Genomic DNA, 18861 nt, shown 5'->3' with positions numbered 1-18861 from the left:
TCCTCGGATCGGCGGGCAGGCCGAAATCCGTGAACGACACCGCTGCTGACCACAGCCACGCCACCGGTCCTTCCGCAGGACACACCCAGACCGCGACCTTCACCAGCGACGCGGACGGGCAGGCGTGGACTCCGCCCACCTGGGAGGAGATCGTCAGCACGCACAGCGGCCGGGTCTACCGTCTCGCCTACCGCCTCACCGGCAACCAGCACGACGCCGAGGACCTCACCCAGGAGGTCTTCGTCCGTGTCTTCCGGTCCCTGTCGACGTACACCCCGGGCACTTTCGAGGGCTGGCTGCACCGCATCACCACCAACCTCTTCCTGGACATGGTGCGCCGCAAGCAGCGGATCCGCTTCGACGCGCTCGGCGAGGACGCGGCCGAGCGGCTGCCCAGCAAGGAGCCCACGCCGCAGCAGGTCTTCCACGACGCCCACTTCGACGCGGACGTCCAGCAGGCGCTGGACACCCTCGCGCCCGAGTTCCGCGCCGCGGTCGTCCTGTGCGACATCGAGGGACTGTCGTACGAGGAGATCGCCGCGACCCTCGGCGTGAAGCTCGGCACCGTCCGCTCCCGTATCCACCGTGGCCGCTCCCAGCTCCGCAAGGCCCTCGCGCACCGTTCGCCCCAGGCCCGCGCGGAGCGCCGCTCCTTCGTGGCCCGCGTTCCCGCACTGGGAGGAGGGGGCACGAGCGCGTGAGTGGGTCATGGCCGAAACCCGAGGGGCACCTCGCGGAGCAGCACCTGGGAGACCGACTCTCCGCCCTGGTGGACGGAGAGCTCGGTCATGACGCGCGCGAGCGCGTGTTGGCACATGTGGCGACCTGTCCGAAGTGCAAGGCGGAGGTCGACGCGCAGCGCCGGCTGAAGAGCGTGTTCGCCGAGGCGGCCCCGCCGGCCCCGTCCGAGAGCTTCCTCGCCCGCCTCCAGGGCCTTCCCGGCGGCGGCGACGCGGACGGCCGCCGCGGCTCGCCGCTGGGCGGCGGTGATTTCTCCGACGGGATGCCCGGAATGCCGGGGAAGTTCGAGTTCGGGTACGTCCCGGCGCGGCCGCACTCCTCCCTGCTGCCCTCGTCGCAGGACCGGGGCTTCCGGATCCACGACGTGAGCCGGCACGAGTCCGAGCGGTCGGCCTCGCGCGGGATGCGGTTCGCCTTCGCCGCCGCCGGGGCGGTCTCGCTCGCCGCGATCGCGCTCGGCGGTGTCACCCTCGGCACCCCCGACACCACCACGGAGGCCCGTGGCTCCGGCTCCGGCAGCAATGTGACGCCGCTGCGCACCCAGAGCGCGGGGGCGGCCACCCCCGACGCCCAGCGCCGCCGTTCGGTCGCCCCGCTGCTGGGGCAGGTCCGGGGCCAGCGGACGCTCGGCGAGACCCCCGTGGCCTCGTCCGGGGCCTCCGCGCCGCTGCTGCCCGGGCTGCCGGCCCCCTCGGCCGACGCGCACCGGGAGCAGCGCACCAAGGCGCTGACCGCCCCCGTCACGGCCGGGGCGGTCGCCGTCTCCCCGTTGATACGCCCGCTGGACGCGGTTCCGCCGCTCACCCTGGCCGACTGGCCGACCCCGCTCGGCGCGGGGACGCCCGGCCTGCTCGTGGCACCGGTCGTTCCCGACCCGGCCGCCTCCCCGCAGGTCTCGGCATCGCCCGCCGCGTCCCCTCTGCAGGCCCCCTGACGGGAGTCTGCGCGCAGGTCCGCGGACCTGATTGAATCCGGGGTGGCACGAGAGCCCTTGGAGCCGAGAACCGCGGCCAGGTGTGGGGAGAGCATGAACGAGGGGAAGCCCACGAAGGCGAAATGGTGGAGCCGTCCTCGCCCGTCCGGGGACGCCACCGACGGCGACTTCGAGCTGGCCCGCCCGCGTGGCGCGCAGGACGCGGAGAACGGCGACTTCGAACTGGCGCGCCCCTCGGCGGCCCCGGCGGACCCCGCCCGGGACGACGCGGGGGACTACGAGCTGGACGGTCCGGCGGCACGCCCCGCCGGTCCGGCGACGGACGCCGGAGCGGCGCCGCACAGCACCGGCACCGGTGCGGTCCCGGCACCACGCACCGACGCGCCCGAGCCCCCGGCTTCCCCAGCCGGTGGCCCGCCCGCCACTGAGGCCGAGGGCGCCGATTCCGTGGCCGATGCGGAGGCCGACGCTCGCGCTGTCCCTGGCGTCGCCGAAGCCTGGGCCCCCGCGCCCGTCGCCGAGGGCACCGACCCCGCAGCCGCCGCGGATGCCCCCGCCCCGGCCGCCCCGGGCGCCGACGGCCCCCCGGTCCCCGCACCCGTCGCCGAGCGACCGAAGCCCCTGCACGAGCCCGACCCGTACAGCACACCGCCCTACGGCGAGCCCGGTCCCTGGGCGCCCGCGCCGCCGGTCCAGCACCCGGCGACGACCCCGGCGCACGGCACGCTGACGCCGACCCACGGCATGGCGACCCCGGCCCACGGCACGACGGCTCCCGCCCCCCTGCCCCCGGCGGCCTCCCTCGGCACCCCCGTGCCCGACCCCGCCTACGCGGACGCCCCGCCGCCCGCCGTCGCGGCTCCCACCGGGCCCGCCTCGTCCAAGCCGTCCCACGAGGGCACCGGCGCCCCGGGCGCCCCCGCGTCCGGTCAGTGGGAGCGCTACGACCCCTGGGCCGCCGCCGCGTCCGCCGCCCCGCTGCAGCAGACCGGCGCCGCCGTCCCGTCGCGCGACCAGCGCAAGAGGCGGGCCAAGCGGACCCTCCTCGTCGCCGTCGTGCTGGTCGCCGTGGTCTCCGGCGGCGTCGGCGGTGCCGTGGGGGCGTACCTGGAGCGGCACGGCGGCCTGGGGTCCGTGGAGCTGCCGCAGGCCGGGAAGGAACCGGCCGAGCGGGCCCCGGACAGCGTCGCCGGGATCGCCGCCCGCGCCCTGCCCGGCGTGGTGACGCTGCACGTGAGCGGCGCCGACGCCGCGGGCACCGGCACCGGCTTCGTGCTCGACGGCAGCGGCCACATCCTCACCAACAACCACGTCGTGGAGCCCGCCGGAAAGGGCGGCGAGATCACCGTGACCTTCAACAGCGGCGACACCGCCGAGGCCACGGTCGTCGGCCGCGACAGCGGTTACGACCTCGCCGTGGTGCGGGTGAAGGGCGTCGGCGGGCTCACCCCCATGCCGCTCGGCAACTCCGACAACGTGCAGGTGGGCGACCCCGTCGTCGCCATCGGCGCCCCCTTCGACCTGGCCGGCACGGTCACCTCCGGCATCATCAGCGCCAAGGAGCGGCCCATCACGGCGGGCGGCGAGGAGGGCGACGGCAGCGACGTGTCGTACGTCGACGCGCTGCAGACCGACGCGCCCATCAACCCGGGCAACTCGGGCGGCCCCCTCCTGGACTCCCGGGGCCGGGTCATCGGCATCAACTCCGCCATCCAGTCCGCCGACGGCGGCGGCGCCGAGTCGGACCGCGGCCAGGCCGGTTCCATAGGCCTCGGTTTCGCCATCCCGATCAACCAGGGCAAACGCGTCGCCGAGGAGCTGATCAACACCGGCAGGGCGACCCACCCGGTCATCGGCATCACCCTCGACATGGCCTACTCCGGCGACGGCGCCCGCGTGGGCACCGAGGGCAGCGACGGCGGCTCCCCGGTCGTCGCGGGCGGCCCCGGCGCCAAGGCCGGCATCAGGTCCGGGGACGTGATCACCGAGGTGGACGGCCAGCGCGTGCACTCCGGTGAGGAACTCATCGTCAAGATCCGCGCCCACCGCCCCGGAGACCGCCTGGAGCTGACCGTGGAGCGCGACGGCAGGGAGAGGGACGTCTCACTGGTGCTCGGCTCCTCCGACGGCGGCTGAGCCGCCCCCACCGGGCCGCGAAGGGGGCCGGTAAGGCAAACAATCAGGAAAGCGGTGGCGTACACGCGGCCGGGGGTCGCGGGACGGTACCGGGCGGACGGGATCGACGGGTACCGTGGTTGCGGCCCGGACATCCAAGGAGCTTCAGGTGTTCAATGACATAGGCGCACTCGAGCTGGTGACGCTCGTCGTCCTCGCCGTGCTCGTCTTCGGTCCGGACAAGCTCCCGAAGGTCATCCAGGACGTGACCAGGACGATCCGCAAGATCCGGGAGTTCTCGGACAGCGCCAAGCGGGACATCCGGGAGGAGCTGGGCCCCGAGTTCAAGGACTTCGAGTTCGAGGACCTCAACCCCAAGACGTTCATCCGCAAGCAGCTCGACAACGACGAACTCGGGCTCAAGGAGATCCGCAACGGCTTCGACCTGAAGAAGGAGATGGCCGAGGTCACCGACGCCGTCCACGGCCGTGAGTCCAGCACGTCGCCGTCCGGCTCGACGGCGCCCGGTCCCGTCGACATGTCCAAGAAGATCGACATGTCCAAGAAGCCCGAGACCCCCGCCCGCGACGAGCGCCCGCCCTTCGACATGGACGCCACCTGATCGCCGTTCCCCCGGACCGGTCGCCCTCGGCCTGAACGCGGTCCCCCGAACGCCCCGCGCGCCGGGCGGTTTCCGGGCTCTCCGCAGCGGTGTGGCTATGCTGCCGACTTGTTGTGCGGAGCGGGGACGAGTGCGCCCGAAGGGGGGCGGGCCGCTCCGACGAGATCGAGGAGGCGTCCGGGCACATGGAGACGACGAACGCGGCGGTCGCGCAGGCGCCGGCCGCGGAGGACGGACAACAGGTCCCCTCCGCCCGGCGCACGGTCGACGGCTATCTGCGGGCGCCCTTCCCCTGGTACGGCCTCGACGAGGCGTTCACGGGGCGGCGCTGGCTCATGCAGGTCGGCACGGCGGCCGACGGGGCCGTGGAACACGGCTCGATCGGACACGGTGACGAACCGTCCGTGCGCAACGAGCACGTGGCCGGCGACGAGCAGGACGCCAAGGAGAAGTTCGCGGTGGTGGTGACCGTGGCCGCCAACCCCGACCGGCGCAGCGCCGACGGCACCGGCCTGCTGGAGGCCACCTCGGTCTCCTCGGCGGCCTGGCTCGCCGGAGTCGGACTGCTGTCCTTCACCTGGCCCGGCCAGATGGACCACTCCCTGCGCGACGACTGGCTGGAGCAGCAGACCGAGACCGCGTGGGTCCTCGCCGACGACCTCGACGGGGAGGACTGGACGACCCTGTCCCTGCCCGTGGACGGCGTGCCGACGCCCTTCCACTACCGGGAGTCCGCATTCGGCTGGGTGCTGGCCGGCACCACCGGCCGGGGCGTCCACCTGGGCGCGTACGGCCGGGGGATGAGCGCGTACGGGCTGGCCTTCGCCGTGGTGAAGGACATCGCCGCGTACGCGTGAGCCTCGCGCAGGCGCGAGCGCGTACACGTGACGCAGGGGCGCCGCACACGCACGGCGCCCCCTCGGCAGCGGGCCTCGCGGGCCCGGCCGCCTAGAACTTGTTCTTCGGGGTGATCCCCAGGGACAGCCCCGACAGGCCCCTCTGACGGCCGCCCAGCTTGCCCGCGATCGACCGCAGGGCCGCGCCCGCCGGGGACTCCGGGTCGGACAGCACGACCGGCTTGCCGTCGTCGCCGCCCTCGCGCAGGCGGACGTCGATCGGGATGGAGCCGAGCACCGGCACCGAGGCACCGGTCGTGCGGGTCAGGCCGTCGGCGACCGTCTGGCCGCCGCCCGTGCCGAACACGTCGACCATTTCGCCGCAGTGCGGGCAGGGCAGGCCGGACATGTTCTCGACCACGCCGACGATCTTCTGGTGGGTCTGCACGGCGATCGCGCCGGCTCGCTCCGCCACCTCGGCCGCGGCCTGCTGAGGGGTCGTCACCACCAGGATCTCGGCGTTCGGCACGAGCTGCGCGACCGAGATCGCGATGTCGCCGGTGCCGGGCGGCAGGTCGAGCAGCAGGACGTCCAGGTCGCCCCAGTACACGTCCGCCAGGAACTGCTGGAGCGCGCGGTGCAGCATCGGGCCGCGCCAGACGACCGGCGCGTTGCCCGGGGTGAACATGCCGATGGAGATGACCTTCACGCCGTTCGCCGACGGCGGCATGATCATGTTCTCGACCTGGGTGGGACGCCCGTCGGCGCCCAGCATGCGCGGCACGGAGTGGCCGTAGATGTCGGCGTCCACGACACCGACCTTCAGCCCGTCGGCCGCCATCGCCGCCGCCAGGTTCACCGTCACCGACGACTTGCCGACGCCGCCCTTGCCGGAGGCGACCGCGTAGACCCGGGTCAGGCTGCCCGGCTTGGCGAAGGGCACCTCGCGCTCGGTCTGGCCGCCGCGCAGCGCGGAGGCCAGCTCACGGCGCTGCTCGTCGCTCATCACGTCCAGCTCGACGTCGACCCGGGTGACACCCTCGACCCGCGAGACGGCGTCGGTCACCCGCTGCGTGATGGTGTCGCGCATCGGGCAGCCGGAGACGGTCAGGTACACGGCGACCGCGACCGCTCCGTCCGCGCCGATCTCCACGGACTTGACCATCCCCAGCTCGGTGATGGGCCGGTTGATCTCGGGGTCGTTCACCGTCGCCAGTGCCTCGCGCACCGCGTCTTCCGTAGCCATAGGGACGATGGTACGGCGCCGCCCACCGGGCACGGAAAGCCCCGTCAGCGGTCGTGTACGTCACGCCCGGCGGTCCGGTCCGCCGGGAATACGCCCTCACCGCGGTGATGGCCGTTCTGCCGCTCCTCCATCTCCTTGATCAGGTCCTGGAGCTCGGAGCGGATCCAGTCCCGCGTGGCGACCTCCCCGAGGCCGATGCGCAGGGCGGCGATCTCACGCGTCAGATACTCGGTGTCGGCGATCGACCGCTCGTTCTGCTTGCGGTCCTGCTCCAGATTCACCCGGTCCCGGTCGTCCTGCCGGTTCTGCGCGAGCAGGATCAGCGGGGCCGCGTAGGAGGCCTGGAGCGAGAGCGCCAGCGTCAGGAAGATGAACGGGTACTCGTCGAACCGCAGGCTGCCCGGCACGGACACGTTCCACAGCACCCAGACGATGATGACGACCGTCATCCAGACGATGAACCGTCCGGTGCCCAGGAAGCGCGCGATGCGCTCCGACAGCCGCCCGAAGGCCTCAGGGTCCCACTCGGGCAGGAGCCGGCGGCGCGGCGGCCGGGGCTGGTCCAGACGGGCGCCGCGCGGGCGGGAGGCCGCGGTGGCCCCCGACACCGCGCGTTCACGGGTCGTCGTCTCGCGCTCAGGCACCATCGGCACTCACCTCCGCCGCCTCGTCCTCGTCGAGGTGGTACTCGGTCTCCCGCCAGTCGTCCGGCAGCATGTGGTCCAGTACGTCGTCCACGGTGATCGCGCCGAGCAGCGACCCCGACTCGTCGACCACCGGCGCCGCCACCATGTCGTACGTGGCGAAGAACCCGGCGACCACCGGCAGCGCGGCGTCCGGCTCCAGGGGCTGGAGGTCGTCGTCGAGGATCGAGCCGACCAGGGTGTACGGGGGGTCGCGCAGCAGCCGCTGGAAGTGCACCGTGCCGAGGTACTTGCCGGTCGGCGTCTCCTCGGGCGGACGGCACACGTAGACCTGCGCGGCGTGCGCCGGCGACAGGTCGGGATTGCGGATGCGGGCCAGGGCGTCGGCGACGGTCGCGTCGGGCCGCAGCACGATCGGCTCGGTCGTCATCAGACCGCCGGCCGTGTGCTCCTCGTACGCCATCAGGCGCCGCATGTCGGCCGCGTCGCCGGGCTGCATCAGGCTCAGCAGCCGCTCCTTGTCGGCCTCCGGGAGCTCCCCGAGCAGGTCGGCCGCGTCGTCCGGATCCATCGCCTCCAGCACGTCCGCCGCACGCTCCTCCTTGAGCTTGCCGAGGATCTCGATCTGGTCGTCCTCGGGCAGCTCCTCCAGCACGTCGGCCAGGCGGTCGTCGTCGAGGGCGGCGGCGACCTCGGCGCGGCGCTTGGCCGACAGGTGGTGCAGCACGTTGGCGAGGTCGGCGGGGCGGAGCTGCTCGAAGGTGGCGAGCAGGTTCTCGGCGCCCTGCCCGTGCTCCTCCAGCGAGAAACCGGTGACGCCGGACCACTCCACGGTCAGCGTCTCCCCCTTGCTGCGCCGGAACGCGCCGCCCTTGCGACCCTTGCGGACGAACACCTTGTCGATCTCCCAGTCCCGGCGGGCCGGCAACTGCTGCACCGACAGGTCCAGGACGGTGACCTCCTCGCCGGTGCCGGTGAGCGTCACCCGACGGTCGAGCAGCTCGCCGAAGACGAGACGCTCGGTGGGCCGCTGCTCGAACCGCCGGACGTTGACCACCCCGGTGGTGATGACCTGGCCCGACTCGATCCCGGTGACCCGCGTCATCGGCAGGAAGATGCGGCGGCGCGTGGAGAGTTCGACGACCAGGCCGAGCACCCGCGGGGGCTTGCGGCCGACGCGCAGCATGACGACGACGTCGCGCACCCGCCCCACCTGGTCGCCGGCCGGGTCGAAGACGGCGATGGCGGAGAGGTGGGAGACGAAGATCCGGGGGGCGCCCGCTGCCATGGCCCGCGGCTCCTTTTCGTCGGTCGGTCCGTAAGAGGTGTTTCGTACGGTGTCTCTTTTCCGGATTGCCCGCTCGGACGGCCTTCAGGCTAGCCCGTCCCGAAGAGGTCCGCTCCGGCGGCCGGTCCGGACGGTCTGGCTCCGGCCGGGGCACGCCACCCCGGTACGCTGCCGTACGCCGCTTGGACCTCCGTCAGAAAGGCAGCACCACCTGTGACCGTGACTCCCCGGCGCCGACTCCGCAGGGCCGCTTGGCTGGGCGCCGTGTGCGCCCTGGCCGTGACGGGAGCGGGGCTGACGGGATGCAGCAGCGAGGACCCGGACGCGGGCACCAACGGGGTCGGCAAGCTCTCCGCCCAGAAGATCCAGGCCAAGACCCGCGCCGCCGCCGAGGCCGCCGGAGCGGTACGGCTGCACGGCACGGTGGCCGCCGGCGGCAGCACGTACACCCTCGACATGCGTCTGAAGTCCGACGGCGGCACCGGGTCGGTCGCCGCCGAGGGCGCCACGTTCGGGCTGCTGAGGGTCGGCGACCAGCTCTTCCTCAAGGCCGACGCCGGATTCTGGAGCCACGACGGCGGCGACGCGGCCGCGGCCGAGAAGCTCGCCGACAAGTACGTGAAGGTGCCCGAGGGCGACCCGGCGTACCAGAAGTTCAGCGGCTTCACCGACAAGGACGTCCTCCTCGACGGACTGCTGACCCTGCACGGCACGGTCGAGACGGACGGCCGGCACGAGCAGGCGGGCGTCCGCACCGTCCGGATCACCGGTGACAAGGGATCCGGCGGATCGCTGGACGTCTCCCTGGAGGGCACGCCCTATCCGCTGCGCCTGACGCGGGCGGGCAGCGCGGGCACGCTCAGCTTCTCGGACTGGAACAAGGACTTCCCGCTCACCGAGCCGGCCAAGGACGACACCCTCGACTACGGCAAGCAGTTGCCGACGTCCTGACCCCCGCCGCCCCGGCTACCGGCGGCGCCGCTTCTTCAGCAGCAGCCGCGGCAGCCCCGCCGGGGCCGGCTCCCGCGTCGTCGCCGGGCTCGGCAGCGGCGCCTCGGCCAGCGAACCGTCGGGCAGCGGCGCGAGCGTCCCCGTCGGCTCCAGCCGCAGCACCCGGCACTCACGGGCCCAGCGGTCGGTCATCGCCTCGCCGTCCGGGGCGTTCAGCCGCTTGCCCTTGAGGTCGGCGACCGCCGCCTGCCACGCCTCGGATCCCGAGGGCAGCTCCACGACCTTCGCCGCCCAGGAGACCAGCCGGCCCCCCTTGTCCTTGCTGCGCACGGTCACCTCGGCCGCGGCCCCGTCGGCCAGCCCCGGCAGCGGCTGCTCGCCCGGCCCGTCGCCGACGACGCAGGCCGCGCCCTCGTGCCAGACGTGCCACAGCGCACGGGCGGGCACCCCGGGGCCCTTGACCCAGATGAGGCCGGACTTCTTCGTGGCCTCCTCGACGAGGGCCTGGTCGAGCAGCTCGCGTGTCATGCGGTCAGCCTATCCAGGCGCCCGGCGGCGGCCTCAGAGCCAGCCGTTGCGCTTGAGGGTGCGGTGGATGCCCAGACAGATGACGACCGTGATCGACAGGACCATCGGGTAGCCGAACTTCCAGTGCGTCTCGGGCATGTAGTCGAAGTTCATGCCGTACACCCCGCACACCATCGTCGGCACGGCGATGATCGCGGCCCACGAGGTGATCTTGCGCATGTCCTCGTTCTGCGCGACGGACGCCTGGGCGAGGTTGGCCTGGAGGATGGAGTTCAGCAGCTCGTCGAAGCCGATGACCTGCTCCTGCACCCGGGCCACGTGGTCGGCGACGTCCCGGAAGTACTTCTGGATCTCCGGGTCGATCAGCCGCATCGGCCGCTCGCTGAGGAGCTGCATGGGCCGCAGCAGAGGAGCCACCGCCCGCTTGAACTCCAGCACCTCGCGCTTGAGTTGGTAGATCCGGCCGGCGTCGGTGCCGCGCGGGGTGCCCTTGCGGCCCGGCGAGAAGACCTCCGTCTCGACCTCGTCGATGTCGTCCTGCACGGCGTCGGCGACCGCGATGTACCCGTCGACCACGTGGTCGGCGATGGCGTGCAGCACCGCGGAGGGGCCCTTGAGCAGCAGCTCGGGGTCGTCCTGGAGCCGGTGGCGCAGCGCGCGCAGCGAGCCCTGCCCGCCGTGCCGCACGGTGATGAAGAAGTCCCGCCCGGTGAAGCACATCACCTCGCCGGTCTCGACGACCTGGCTGTTCGCGGTGAGCTCGTCGTGGTCGACGTAGTGGACGGTCTTGAAGACGGTGAACAGGGAGTCGTCGTAGCGCTCCAGCTTGGGCCGCTGGTGGGCCTGGACGGCGTCCTCGACGGCCAGCGGGTGCAGCCCGAACTCCCGCGCGATGCCGGCGAATTCGTCCTCGGTGGGCTCGTGCAGGCCGATCCACACGAAGCCGCCGTCGCGGCGCACCTGGCGCATCGCCCGGTGCGGGCTCAGCGGCGTGTCCGAGGGCACGCGGGTGCCGTCGCGGTAGACGGCGCAGTCGACGACGGCGGAAGCGGTCTCCGGGTCCCGGGTGGTGTCGTAGGGGCCGCTGTCCTTGCGCAGCGAGACGCGGGACGGGCGGACCGCGGCGCGCAGGTCACGGATCATCGACATGGCAGGCTCCTTCGCTACGGGCAGCGAGCGTGCCGGCGAAGGGTGGAACCACCCGGAATGAGGACGTCCAGACCACGCGTGCTCGGCGCGTCCACAAAGCGGGGGGCACCGCACCGTCGCGGTGGCCGGCTTCACTGCTGATTCAGACTGCTGTCGCAGGCAGGCAGATCAGGCAATACGAGACGAAGTGCTCTTCCGTGGAGAAGCGCGCGGGCAGAGAGCGGCGGCGGGAAGAGCCGGAGCTACTGCGTCAGCGGCGGGAAGAGCGAGTGGTACTGCACGGTCGACTTCGGTCCATGCCGCCCACCTCCTCCGGCCGGTCCCTCGTGAGGGACGATCCATACCCCTTGTTTGAAGGGGTTCCCCGTAGGGGAGTGTTCCCAGCGTCGGGGCGGTGATCGCACCGCTTCAGCGGGCTGCCCCAGAATCGCTGGCCCAGAGTATCAGTCACCCGACGTGTCAAGGTGCCGCTTTGCCGCGTACTGACGAGTTCTATGCTCGCCGCATGGCTGATGTTCTTCCTCTGGTCGAGGCCCGGCTGCGTACGGCACTGGGCGAACCGGACGCGCGCGCGGCGGTCACCTTCCTCGGCACCGACCGCATCGAGGTGCTGCGCTTCCCCGCCGGCGGCCCGGAGGGCGACATCGTCCGCTACGCCACCCTCGGCATGTCCGCGCAGCCCATGTCCGACCCCACGGCGGTCCTCGCCGACCCGGTCAAGGGCCCCCGCGCCGAGCTGGTCCTCTCCGTCCGCGCGGGCGTCGCCGACACCGACAAGGTGCTCCGTCCGCTGGCCGTGCTGGCCGCGTCCCCGCAGGTCGAGGGTGTCGTCGTGGCCCCCGGCGCCTCCCTGGACGTCGGCGAGCCGCTGTGGCCCGGCGCCCCCTTCACCTCGGTGCTGGTCGCCGAGCCGGGCGGTCTGGTGGAGGACCTGGAGCTGGACGCGCCGCTGGACCCCGTACGGTTCCTGCCGCTGCTGCCGATGACGCCCAACGAGGCCGCCTGGAAGCGGGTGCACGGCGCGCAGGCACTCCAGGAGCGCTGGCTGACCCAGGGGACGGACCTGCGGGACCCGTCCCGCAGGTCCGTCCCGCTGGAGTGACGCAACTCACCAAGTGCCGTGGGCCGCGGCTCAGTCGGCGAAGACGGTGACCCCGTCCTCGGTCGCGTGCCTCGGCTCCAGTTCCACGGCCGTGTGGGTGAGCGCGCGGCGCCGTACGACGACCACGGCCGCGCCCAGCACGGCGGTGACCGCGGCCACCACGAACGGGACGTGGACGTCGGTCCACTCCTCGATCTTCGGCGCGAAGTACGGCGCGGCGGCGGCCGCGAACCAGCGCACGAAGTTGTACCCGGCGCTCGCCACCGGGCGCGGCGCGTCCGAGACGCCGAGGGCCAGCTCGGTGTAGACGGTGTTGTTCACGCCGATGAAGGCACCTGACAGGACGGTGCACACGATCGCCGCCGTGTGGTTGCCGTACCCGAGGACCAGTACGTCGGCGGCGAGCAGCACCAGTGAGCCGCCGAGCACCTTCAGCGAGCCGAACCGCCTCTGCATGCGCGGTGCCACCAGGACCGAGAAGACGGCCAGCAGCACGCCCCAGGCGAAGAACACGGCACCGGACTTGTACGGGGTCATGTTCAGCACGAACGGCGTGAAGGCCAGCACGGTGAAGAACGTGTAGTTGTAGAAGAACGCCGACACGGCGGCGGAGGCGAGGCCCCCGTGGCCGAGCGCCCTGACCGGGTCCAGCAGGGACGTCCTGCGGGCCGGCTTCGGCTGCTCCTTCAGGAACACCGTGATGCACAGGAAGCCGATCGCCATCAGGAACGCGGTGCCGAAGAAGGGGTAGCGCCAGCTCGCGTCGCCGAGCAGCGCGCCCAGCAGCGGGCCGCAGGCCATGCCGAGGCCGAGGGCGGACTCGTACAGCAGGATCGCCGCGGCGCTGCCGCCGGCCGCCGCGCCGACGATGACCGCGAGGGCCGTCGAGACGAACAGGGCGTTGCCCAGTCCCCAGCCCGCCCGGTAGCCGACGAGCTGGCCGACGGTGTCGGAGGTGCCCGCCAGGCCCGCGAAGACCACGACGAAGGCGAGGCCGAGCAGCAGGGTCTTGCGTCCGCCGATGCGGCTGGAGACGAAGCCCGTGACCAGCATGGCGACGGCCGTGATCAGGAAGTACGAGGTGAACAGCAGGGAGACCTGGCTGGGGCTCGCGTCCAGGCCCTTGGCGATGGACGGCAGGATCGGGTCGACGAGCCCGATGCCCATGAAGGCGACGACGGACGCACCGGCGGTCGCCCATACGGCCTTGGGCTGTCGCAGGATGCCGCCCGCACCCGCGTCGAAGGGGTCCATGGTTGCTCCAATGCGGACAGGAGAGGGATGGCGTGATGGTTGGCGTATACACACACTAAGTTAGTGTGGCTAATTAATGCAACACGCATCTAGTTTCGCCGGCCGCCTGTTCCGCTCGGATGGGTGATCGTCCTTGACGTGGGGGAGTGAGGGTAGGACCGTGGGGCTGTATGAGGGGCGAACCCAGTTGCCCGAAGTGTGGTGGCCGGGTCAGGGCTCCCGGCCTCTTCGCCGATTCCTGGCAGTGCGACGTGCACGGCACGGTGTATCCGCTGCAGCCCGTGATCCCGCCCAGCGTCGAGGCGCTCGGCGTCGTGGTGCACCGCACCCAGGTCCCGGTGTGGATGCCGTGGCCCCTGCCGGTGGGCTGGCTGTTCACCGGCGTGGCCTGCGCGGGCGACGACCGCAGCGGCGGCCGGGCCACCGCCGTGGCCTGCTCGGGGCCGGGCCCGCTCGGTGGTCCGGGTGAGCTGATCCTGGTGGCCGAGGAACTGGGCGTCGGGCTCGGCGCGCGGTACGCGGGCATCGACGCCCCCGACCCCGGTCCCTATCTGAACGTCGAGAAGCCGCCGCAGGCCAAGGTGCTCGCCGCCGGCCGTCCGACCCCCCTGTGGCATGTCTCCGGCGCCCCGAGCGACCGCGCGGTGTTCGCGGGGGAGGCGCTCGGGATGTGGCTGTGGGCCGTCCTGTGGCCCGAGCAGTCGGGGCTGCTGATGTACGACGAGCTGGTGCTCACCGACCTGCGGGACGCCGGGGCCGAGATAGACCTGGTGCCGTGCGGTGCGCTGTCGCCGCGGCTGATCTCGCCCTGAGGGGCGCGGGGCTCGCCCGTGCGCGCGTACCCGGCCCGGTGCGCGAAGGGGGGCGGGGCACCACGCCGGGTGAACCCGTGTGCGTAGGGGGCGCAGGGCCGCTGCGGGTGTGACATCAGGGGTGGAAAATCCGGTTATCCTTGAGCGTCCCCTTCCGTCCCGTCATCGCCCTGGAGTCAGCGTCGTGCGCATCGATCTGCACACCCACTCCACCGCGTCCGACGGCACGGACACCCCTGCCGAACTGGTGCGCAAGGCCGCCGCGGCCGGGCTGGACGTCGTCGCGCTGACCGATCACGACACCACCCGCGGACACGCCGAGGCCGTCGCCGCGCTGCCCGAGGGGCTGACGCTGGTCACCGGCGCCGAACTCTCCTGCCGTCTCGACGGCGTCAGCATGCACATGCTGGCCTACCTCTTCGACCCCGAGGAGCCCGCGCTGCTCGCCGAGCGCGAGCTGGTCCGCGACGACCGGGTGCCGCGGGCCCGGAGCATGGTCGCCAAGCTCCAGGCGCTCGGTGTGCCCGTCTCCTGGGAGCAGGTCGCGCGGATCGCCGGCGGGGGCTCGGTCGGGCGCCCGCACGTGGCCTCCGCGCTCGTGGAGCTCGGCGTCGTGCCGACCGTGAGCGACGCCTTCACCGAGGAGTGGCTGGCCGACGGCGGCCGGGCCTACGTCGAGAAGCACGAGACCGACCCGTTCGAGGCGCTGCGGCTGATCAAGGGTGCCGGCGGTGTCGCCGTGTTCGCGCACCCCGCCGCCGCGAAGCGCGGGCGGACGGTCCCGGAGTCCGCCGTCGCGGAGCTGGCCGCCGCCGGGCTCGACGGCATCGAGGTCGACCACATGGACCACGACGCGGACACCCGCGCGCGGCTGCGGGGGCTCGCCGCGGAGCTGGGGCTGCTGGTGACCGGGTCCAGCGACTACCACGGCAGCCGGAAGACCTGTGTGCTCGGCGAGTACACGACCGACCCCGACGTGTACGGGGAGATCACACGGCGGGCGTTCGGGGCGTTCCCCGTGCCGGGGGCCGGCGGAGCCTGAGGGCCGCTTCGCGCCGCTCCCGCACCGCATCCCCGTTCGTTGTTCCTGTCATCGCAAGGCTTTGTCACGCTCATGTTCGACCTCGCCGTCTTCGGCTCCCTCTTCCTGACCCTCTTCGTCATCATGGATCCCCCCGGGATCACCCCGATCTTCCTGGCCCTTACCGCCGGCCGGCCCGCCAAGATGCAGAAGCGGATGGCGTTCCAGGCCGTCTGCGTGGCCGGCGGAGTGATCACGGTGTTCGGCCTGCTCGGGCACCAGATCCTGGACTACCTGCACGTGTCCGTGCCCGCGCTGATGATCGCGGGCGGGCTGCTGCTCCTGCTGATCGCGCTCGACCTGCTCACCGGCAAGACGGACGAGCCCAAGCAGACCAAGGACGTCAACGTCGCGCTGGTGCCGCTGGGCATGCCCCTGCTGGCCGGGCCCGGTGCGATCGTGTCGGTCATCCTGGCCGTGCAGAAGGCCGACAGCGTGACCGCGCAGGTCTCGGTGTGGTCGGCGATCCTCGCCATCCACGTGGTGCTGTGGCTGGTGATGCGGTACTCGCTGCTCATCATCCGCGTCATCAAGGACGGCGGCGTCGTCCTGGTGACCCGCCTCGCGGGCATGATGCTCTCCGCGATCGCCGTGCAGCAGATCATCAACGGCGTCACGCAGGTGATCCGGGGCGCCTGAGCCCCGGCCACGGCAGAGCCCCCGCCCGGCACCGGTGAAGGTGCCGTACGGGGGCTCGCGGCGTGTGCGGCGCTACGCGCTACAGGGTCGGCGTGTCGGCCGGGCGGATCCACAGGCGCTGCCCGATGGCGGCCGCCTGCTGGACGATTCGGTTGACGGAGGCGGCGTCCACGACGGTGGTGTCCACGGGCGTGCCGTCGACGTCGTCGAGTCGCATGACTTCAAAGCGCATGGCCTCTCCCTTGATCTGGTCATCCTCCTGAGGAGAACTACTCGTGCGGACCCCGGATCGTCGGTGCCCGGGCGTCCATACGGGTCAACGGGCCGGGGGCCGGGAACATTCCCTACGCTAAGGAAATTTTTCGAACATCTAATTACTGACACGTAAGGAGACCGTTTCGGAGCGATCTGCGCATGGCACAAGACTGACCGGGACCGGTTGTGTTCGCAGCGTGACCGCCGGGACAATGGACGTGATGAACGACGACCTCGCGTCCCTGAACGCCCGCATCGAAGCGACCAACGAGCTGCTGCAGCGCATGCTCGCCGAGGTGGCGAAGACGCCCTCGACCCACGCGATCTTCGTGGACGCCGGGTACCTCTACGCGGCGGCGGGCCGCCTGGTCGCGGGGACCGAGGACCGCAGGGCCTTCGACCTGGACGCCGAGGGACTGATCGACGCGCTCATCGACAAGGCCCGCACGATCTTCGCCGACAGCCGTCTGCTGCGGGTCTACTGGTACGACGGCGCCCGGCGCCGCATCCACACCGCCGAGCAGCAGTCCATCGCCGAGCTGCCGGACGTCAAGGTCCGCCTGGGCAACCTCAACGCCAACAACCAGCAGAAGGGCGTCGACTCCCTCATCCGCTCCGACCTGGAGTCCCTCGCCCGGCACCGCGCCATCAGCGACGCGGCCCTGCTCGGCGGCGACGAGGACCTGGTGTCCGCGGTCGAGGCCGCCCAGGGCTACGGTGCCCGCGTCCACCTGTGGGGCATCGAGGCCCCCGAGGGCCGTAACCAGGCCGAACCGCTGCTCTGGGAGGTCGACAGCCAGCGCACGTTCGACCTCGAGTTCTTCAAGCCGTACGTCTCCCGGCGCACGGCCCAGGCCTTCGAGGCGACGGGCGCGGCCCGGCCGGCCCGCGAGGACGTCCGCTTCGTGGGTGCGCAGATCGCGGCGAAGTGGCTGGCGGCGCGGGGCCGCGAGTCCCTGATGGAACTGCTCCCCGGCCACCCCTACCTCCCCGGCTCGGTGGACCAGGACCTGCTGGTGGAGGCCGAGGGACTGCTGCAGTACTCGCTGCGCGGCCAGGCCGACCTGCGCCGGGCGCTGCGGGACGGCTTCTGGGAGCACCTGCGGGCGCAGTACTAGCCGGACCGCCGTCCGCTCACCGCGCCGGGACGTCGTCCCAGAAGTCGGCGAGGGCGCGGGCCGTCGCCGGCGGCTGGTCCGTGTTCGGCGAGTGCTCGGCCCCCTCGATCACCGTCCGGCGCGCGTCCAGCCGTACCGCCATCTCGTCCAGGAGGGGCACCGGCCAGGTGTCGTCGTAGGCGCCCGAGATCACGTGGACCGCCAGCGGAACCGCGGCCAGTTCCGCGACCCTGTCCGGCTCGGTGCACAACTGGCGTCCCGTGGCGAGGAGCTGCGCGGGCCTCGTGCCGAGCCAGCGGTCGCGCAGCCGCTCCTGGTCGCCGGGGCCGCGGACCGGGCCGCCGACCTCCTCGGGCGGGCCCATCGCCTGCATCACGTTCCAGACCTCGGCCATCGTCATGGTCTCCAGCGCGTCCCGCAGGAGCTTCACGCGCTGCTGCTGGGAGACCGAGATCCGCGCCGGGCCCGACGACATCAGGGTGAGGGAGAGGAAGGGGGAGTGGTCGAGGAGCACGGCGGCGCGGGCGATCTGGCCGCCCAGGGAGTGCCCGAGCAGGTGCACGCGCGTCCCGAGCGCCGCGACCTGCGCGTGCACGTCCCGTGCCAGCTCGTCCCGGGCGTAGCCGGCCTCGTCGTGCTCGGGGCCGTCGGACTCGTACTGGCCGCGCCCGTCCACGGCGACCGTGCGGTACCCGCGCTCGGCCAGCGGTTCGTGCAGCAGAGTGAAGTCCTCCTTGCTGCCGGTGAACCCCGGCAGCATCAGCACGACCCCCTTCGGCTCACCGCCGCCGGCCACGGGTGAGTCGACGACGGCGAACTCACCGCGTGCGGTACTCAGCCGGTAGGCGCGGGCACCGGGGGGCTGGGTGAAACTGGCGTTCGTGCTCACGGGCAGAGGCTATCCGGCCCGGGGACGCCGGGCCGACTCACGGTGGGCCCAAGGGGTGCCGCGCGGACAGGGGACGACGACGCCGGCCCGGCCCCGCGTGGATCGCGGGACCGGGCCGGCGGCCGGGTGAGCGGGGGATCAGCTCTCGGCCGACTCCGCGGGCTGCGTGGCGGCGGCGGCCGCCTTGCGGGTGCGGCGGACCTTCGGCTTCGCCTCGGCCGCTTCGGCGCCGTCGACGGGAGCCGCGGCGGCCTTGCGGGTCCGGCGCCGCGGGGCGGCCTCCGGCTCCTGCGAGGCCTGGGCCGGGATGCCGGCGGTGGCTTCGGCGGTGTCGGCGGCCTTGCGGGTGCGTCGGCGCGACTTGGTCTCCGTGGCCTCGGCGGTGTCGGCGGCGGCTTCCGCCTTGGCGGCCGCGGTCTTGCGGGTGCGGCGCGGCTTGGCCTCGGCCTCCGGGGCCTCGGCGGCCTCGGGAGCCTGCGCGACCTTGGCGGCGGTCTTGCGGGTCCGGCGGGGCTTGGCGTCCGTCGCCTCGGCGGTGTCGGCGGCCGTGTCGGCGGCGGTCTCCGCCTTGGCGGCCGCGGTCTTGCGGGTGCGGCGCGGCTTGGCCTCGGCCTCCGGGGCCTCGGCGGCCTCGGGAGCCTGCGCGACCTTGGCGGC

Annotated in this window: 19 protein-coding genes and 1 pseudogene; 11 read left to right on the top strand and 9 right to left on the bottom strand. The window is 72.7% G+C overall.

The genetic code is table 11. From position 1 onward, the window contains the following. Window positions 1-29 precede the first annotated feature (29 nt). The 5 genes from sigE to ACH499_RS15410 all read left to right on the top strand — a co-directional run bounded on the left by sigE (window position 30) and on the right by ACH499_RS15410 (window position 5269). Window positions 30-701, top strand: coding sequence for an RNA polymerase sigma factor SigE (sigE, locus tag ACH499_RS15430; RefSeq protein ID WP_356199670.1), 672 nt, complete (start codon window positions 30-32; stop codon window positions 699-701). Beyond that, entirely contained in the window at window positions 698-1675 is a 978-nt protein-coding gene (locus ACH499_RS15425) for a zf-HC2 domain-containing protein (RefSeq protein WP_399016137.1), read from the top strand. The genes sigE and ACH499_RS15425 overlap by 4 nt, the downstream gene beginning before the upstream one ends. A gap of 93 nt (window positions 1676-1768) precedes the next feature. Then, entirely contained in the window at window positions 1769-3811 is a 2043-nt protein-coding gene (locus tag ACH499_RS15420) for a trypsin-like peptidase domain-containing protein (protein ID WP_399016135.1), read from the top strand. 148 nt (window positions 3812-3959) lie between these two features. Further along, the gene (locus tag ACH499_RS15415; RefSeq protein ID WP_356199665.1) at window positions 3960-4412 is read left to right on the top strand and encodes a sec-independent translocase; all 453 of its coding nucleotides are present in this window, start codon (window positions 3960-3962) and stop codon (window positions 4410-4412) included. 185 nt (window positions 4413-4597) lie between these two features. Continuing rightward, window positions 4598-5269, top strand: a complete 672-nt coding sequence (locus ACH499_RS15410) for a hypothetical protein (RefSeq protein WP_356199663.1) — start codon at window positions 4598-4600, stop codon at window positions 5267-5269. Between the two features lie 91 nt (window positions 5270-5360). Here ACH499_RS15410 and ACH499_RS15405 read toward each other — a convergent pair whose 3' ends face one another. The 3 genes from ACH499_RS15405 to ACH499_RS15395 are packed head-to-tail and all read right to left on the bottom strand — an operon-like array spanning window position 5361 to window position 8426. After that, window positions 5361-6494: an Mrp/NBP35 family ATP-binding protein gene (locus ACH499_RS15405; protein WP_356199661.1), complete on the bottom strand. Its 1134-nt coding sequence runs from the start codon at window positions 6492-6494 to the stop codon at window positions 5361-5363. Window positions 6495-6538: 44 nt separating this feature from the next. After that, window positions 6539-7141, bottom strand: coding sequence for a DUF1003 domain-containing protein (locus tag ACH499_RS15400; RefSeq protein ID WP_356199660.1), 603 nt, complete (start codon window positions 7139-7141; stop codon window positions 6539-6541). Beyond that, the gene (locus tag ACH499_RS15395) at window positions 7131-8426 is read right to left on the bottom strand and encodes a magnesium transporter MgtE N-terminal domain-containing protein (RefSeq protein ID WP_399016131.1); all 1296 of its coding nucleotides are present in this window, start codon (window positions 8424-8426) and stop codon (window positions 7131-7133) included. The genes ACH499_RS15400 and ACH499_RS15395 overlap by 11 nt, the downstream gene beginning before the upstream one ends. A gap of 213 nt (window positions 8427-8639) precedes the next feature. Here ACH499_RS15395 and ACH499_RS15390 point away from each other — a divergent pair, with 213 nt between their 5' ends. Continuing rightward, the gene (locus tag ACH499_RS15390; protein ID WP_356199656.1) at window positions 8640-9377 is read left to right on the top strand and encodes a hypothetical protein; all 738 of its coding nucleotides are present in this window, start codon (window positions 8640-8642) and stop codon (window positions 9375-9377) included. Between the two features lie 15 nt (window positions 9378-9392). Here the strand turns inward: ACH499_RS15390 and ACH499_RS15385 are convergent, their stop codons facing one another. Together ACH499_RS15385 and ACH499_RS15380 are read right to left on the bottom strand one after the other, a co-directional pair. Further along, window positions 9393-9905, bottom strand: coding sequence for a hypothetical protein (locus ACH499_RS15385; RefSeq protein ID WP_399016128.1), 513 nt, complete (start codon window positions 9903-9905; stop codon window positions 9393-9395). 33 nt (window positions 9906-9938) lie between these two features. Continuing rightward, entirely contained in the window at window positions 9939-11054 is a 1116-nt protein-coding gene (locus ACH499_RS15380; RefSeq protein ID WP_399016126.1) for a magnesium and cobalt transport protein CorA, read from the bottom strand. Window positions 11055-11559: 505 nt separating this feature from the next. On the opposite strand from ACH499_RS15380, the gene ACH499_RS15375 reads away from it, so the two are divergent. Beyond that, entirely contained in the window at window positions 11560-12156 is a 597-nt protein-coding gene (locus ACH499_RS15375; protein ID WP_399016123.1) for a suppressor of fused domain protein, read from the top strand. A gap of 30 nt (window positions 12157-12186) precedes the next feature. On the opposite strand, the gene ACH499_RS15370 is transcribed toward ACH499_RS15375, so the two are convergent. Continuing rightward, window positions 12187-13410: an MFS transporter gene (locus tag ACH499_RS15370; protein WP_356199650.1), complete on the bottom strand. Its 1224-nt coding sequence runs from the start codon at window positions 13408-13410 to the stop codon at window positions 12187-12189. A gap of 170 nt (window positions 13411-13580) precedes the next feature. Between ACH499_RS15370 and ACH499_RS15365 the strand changes: the two genes are divergently transcribed. From ACH499_RS15365 to ACH499_RS15355, 3 genes are all read left to right on the top strand, one after another. Further along, window positions 13581-14222 (top strand): DUF6758 family protein, encoded by a 642-nt coding sequence (locus ACH499_RS15365; RefSeq protein ID WP_356199649.1) that lies wholly within the window; start codon window positions 13581-13583, stop codon window positions 14220-14222. A gap of 184 nt (window positions 14223-14406) precedes the next feature. Further along, window positions 14407-15264 carry a PHP domain-containing protein gene (locus ACH499_RS15360; protein ID WP_399016120.1) on the top strand — a complete coding sequence of 286 codons (858 nt, stop codon included), beginning with the start codon at window positions 14407-14409 and terminating at the stop codon, window positions 15262-15264. Window positions 15265-15336: 72 nt separating this feature from the next. Next, entirely contained in the window at window positions 15337-15942 is a 606-nt protein-coding gene (locus ACH499_RS15355) for a MarC family protein (RefSeq protein ID WP_399016118.1), read from the top strand. Window positions 15943-16021: 79 nt separating this feature from the next. Here ACH499_RS15355 and ACH499_RS15350 read toward each other — a convergent pair whose 3' ends face one another. After that, the gene (locus tag ACH499_RS15350) at window positions 16022-16174 is read right to left on the bottom strand and encodes a hypothetical protein (RefSeq protein WP_356199645.1); all 153 of its coding nucleotides are present in this window, start codon (window positions 16172-16174) and stop codon (window positions 16022-16024) included. Between the two features lie 235 nt (window positions 16175-16409). Between ACH499_RS15350 and ACH499_RS15345 the strand changes: the two genes are divergently transcribed. Beyond that, window positions 16410-17315 carry an NYN domain-containing protein gene (locus ACH499_RS15345; RefSeq protein WP_356199903.1) on the top strand — a complete coding sequence of 302 codons (906 nt, stop codon included), beginning with the start codon at window positions 16410-16412 and terminating at the stop codon, window positions 17313-17315. A 16-nt stretch (window positions 17316-17331) separates the two neighbouring features. On the opposite strand, the gene ACH499_RS15340 is transcribed toward ACH499_RS15345, so the two are convergent. Together ACH499_RS15340 and ACH499_RS15335 are read right to left on the bottom strand one after the other, a co-directional pair. After that, on the bottom strand, window positions 17332-18204 hold the full coding sequence (locus ACH499_RS15340; protein WP_399016115.1) for an alpha/beta fold hydrolase: 873 nt from the start codon (window positions 18202-18204) through the stop codon (window positions 17332-17334). Window positions 18205-18342: 138 nt separating this feature from the next. Further along, window positions 18343-18861 (bottom strand): annotated as a pseudogene (locus tag ACH499_RS15335) (ATP-dependent helicase); the annotation flags it as partial.

Origin of the sequence: Streptomyces sp. NPDC018947 (assembly GCF_044390505.1) — a bacterium.
Classification (GTDB): Bacteria; Actinomycetota; Actinomycetes; order Streptomycetales; family Streptomycetaceae; genus Streptomyces.
This window is presented reverse-complemented; position numbering and strand designations above follow the sequence as displayed.

Excerpts from the sequence above, each read along its gene's own strand:
- ACH499_RS15420 (WP_399016135.1), top strand. The coding sequence starts at position 1,769 with ATGAACGAGGGGAAGCCCACGAAGGCGAAATGGTGGAGCCGTCCTCGC.
- ACH499_RS15410 (WP_356199663.1), top strand. The coding sequence starts at position 4,598 with ATGGAGACGACGAACGCGGCGGTCGCGCAGGCGCCGGCCGCGGAGGAC.
- ACH499_RS15405 (WP_356199661.1), bottom strand. The coding sequence starts at position 6,494 with ATGGCTACGGAAGACGCGGTGCGCGAGGCACTGGCGACGGTGAACGAC.
- ACH499_RS15400 (WP_356199660.1), bottom strand. The coding sequence starts at position 7,141 with ATGGTGCCTGAGCGCGAGACGACGACCCGTGAACGCGCGGTGTCGGGG.
- ACH499_RS15395 (WP_399016131.1), bottom strand. The coding sequence starts at position 8,426 with ATGGCAGCGGGCGCCCCCCGGATCTTCGTCTCCCACCTCTCCGCCATC.
- ACH499_RS15385 (WP_399016128.1), bottom strand. The coding sequence starts at position 9,905 with ATGACACGCGAGCTGCTCGACCAGGCCCTCGTCGAGGAGGCCACGAAG.
- ACH499_RS15380 (WP_399016126.1), bottom strand. The coding sequence starts at position 11,054 with ATGTCGATGATCCGTGACCTGCGCGCCGCGGTCCGCCCGTCCCGCGTC.
- ACH499_RS15375 (WP_399016123.1), top strand. The coding sequence starts at position 11,560 with ATGGCTGATGTTCTTCCTCTGGTCGAGGCCCGGCTGCGTACGGCACTG.
- ACH499_RS15370 (WP_356199650.1), bottom strand. The coding sequence starts at position 13,410 with ATGGACCCCTTCGACGCGGGTGCGGGCGGCATCCTGCGACAGCCCAAG.
- ACH499_RS15365 (WP_356199649.1), top strand. The coding sequence starts at position 13,581 with ATGAGGGGCGAACCCAGTTGCCCGAAGTGTGGTGGCCGGGTCAGGGCT.
- ACH499_RS15355 (WP_399016118.1), top strand. The coding sequence starts at position 15,337 with ATGTTCGACCTCGCCGTCTTCGGCTCCCTCTTCCTGACCCTCTTCGTC.
- ACH499_RS15350 (WP_356199645.1), bottom strand. The coding sequence starts at position 16,174 with ATGCGCTTTGAAGTCATGCGACTCGACGACGTCGACGGCACGCCCGTG.
- ACH499_RS15345 (WP_356199903.1), top strand. The coding sequence starts at position 16,410 with ATGGACGTGATGAACGACGACCTCGCGTCCCTGAACGCCCGCATCGAA.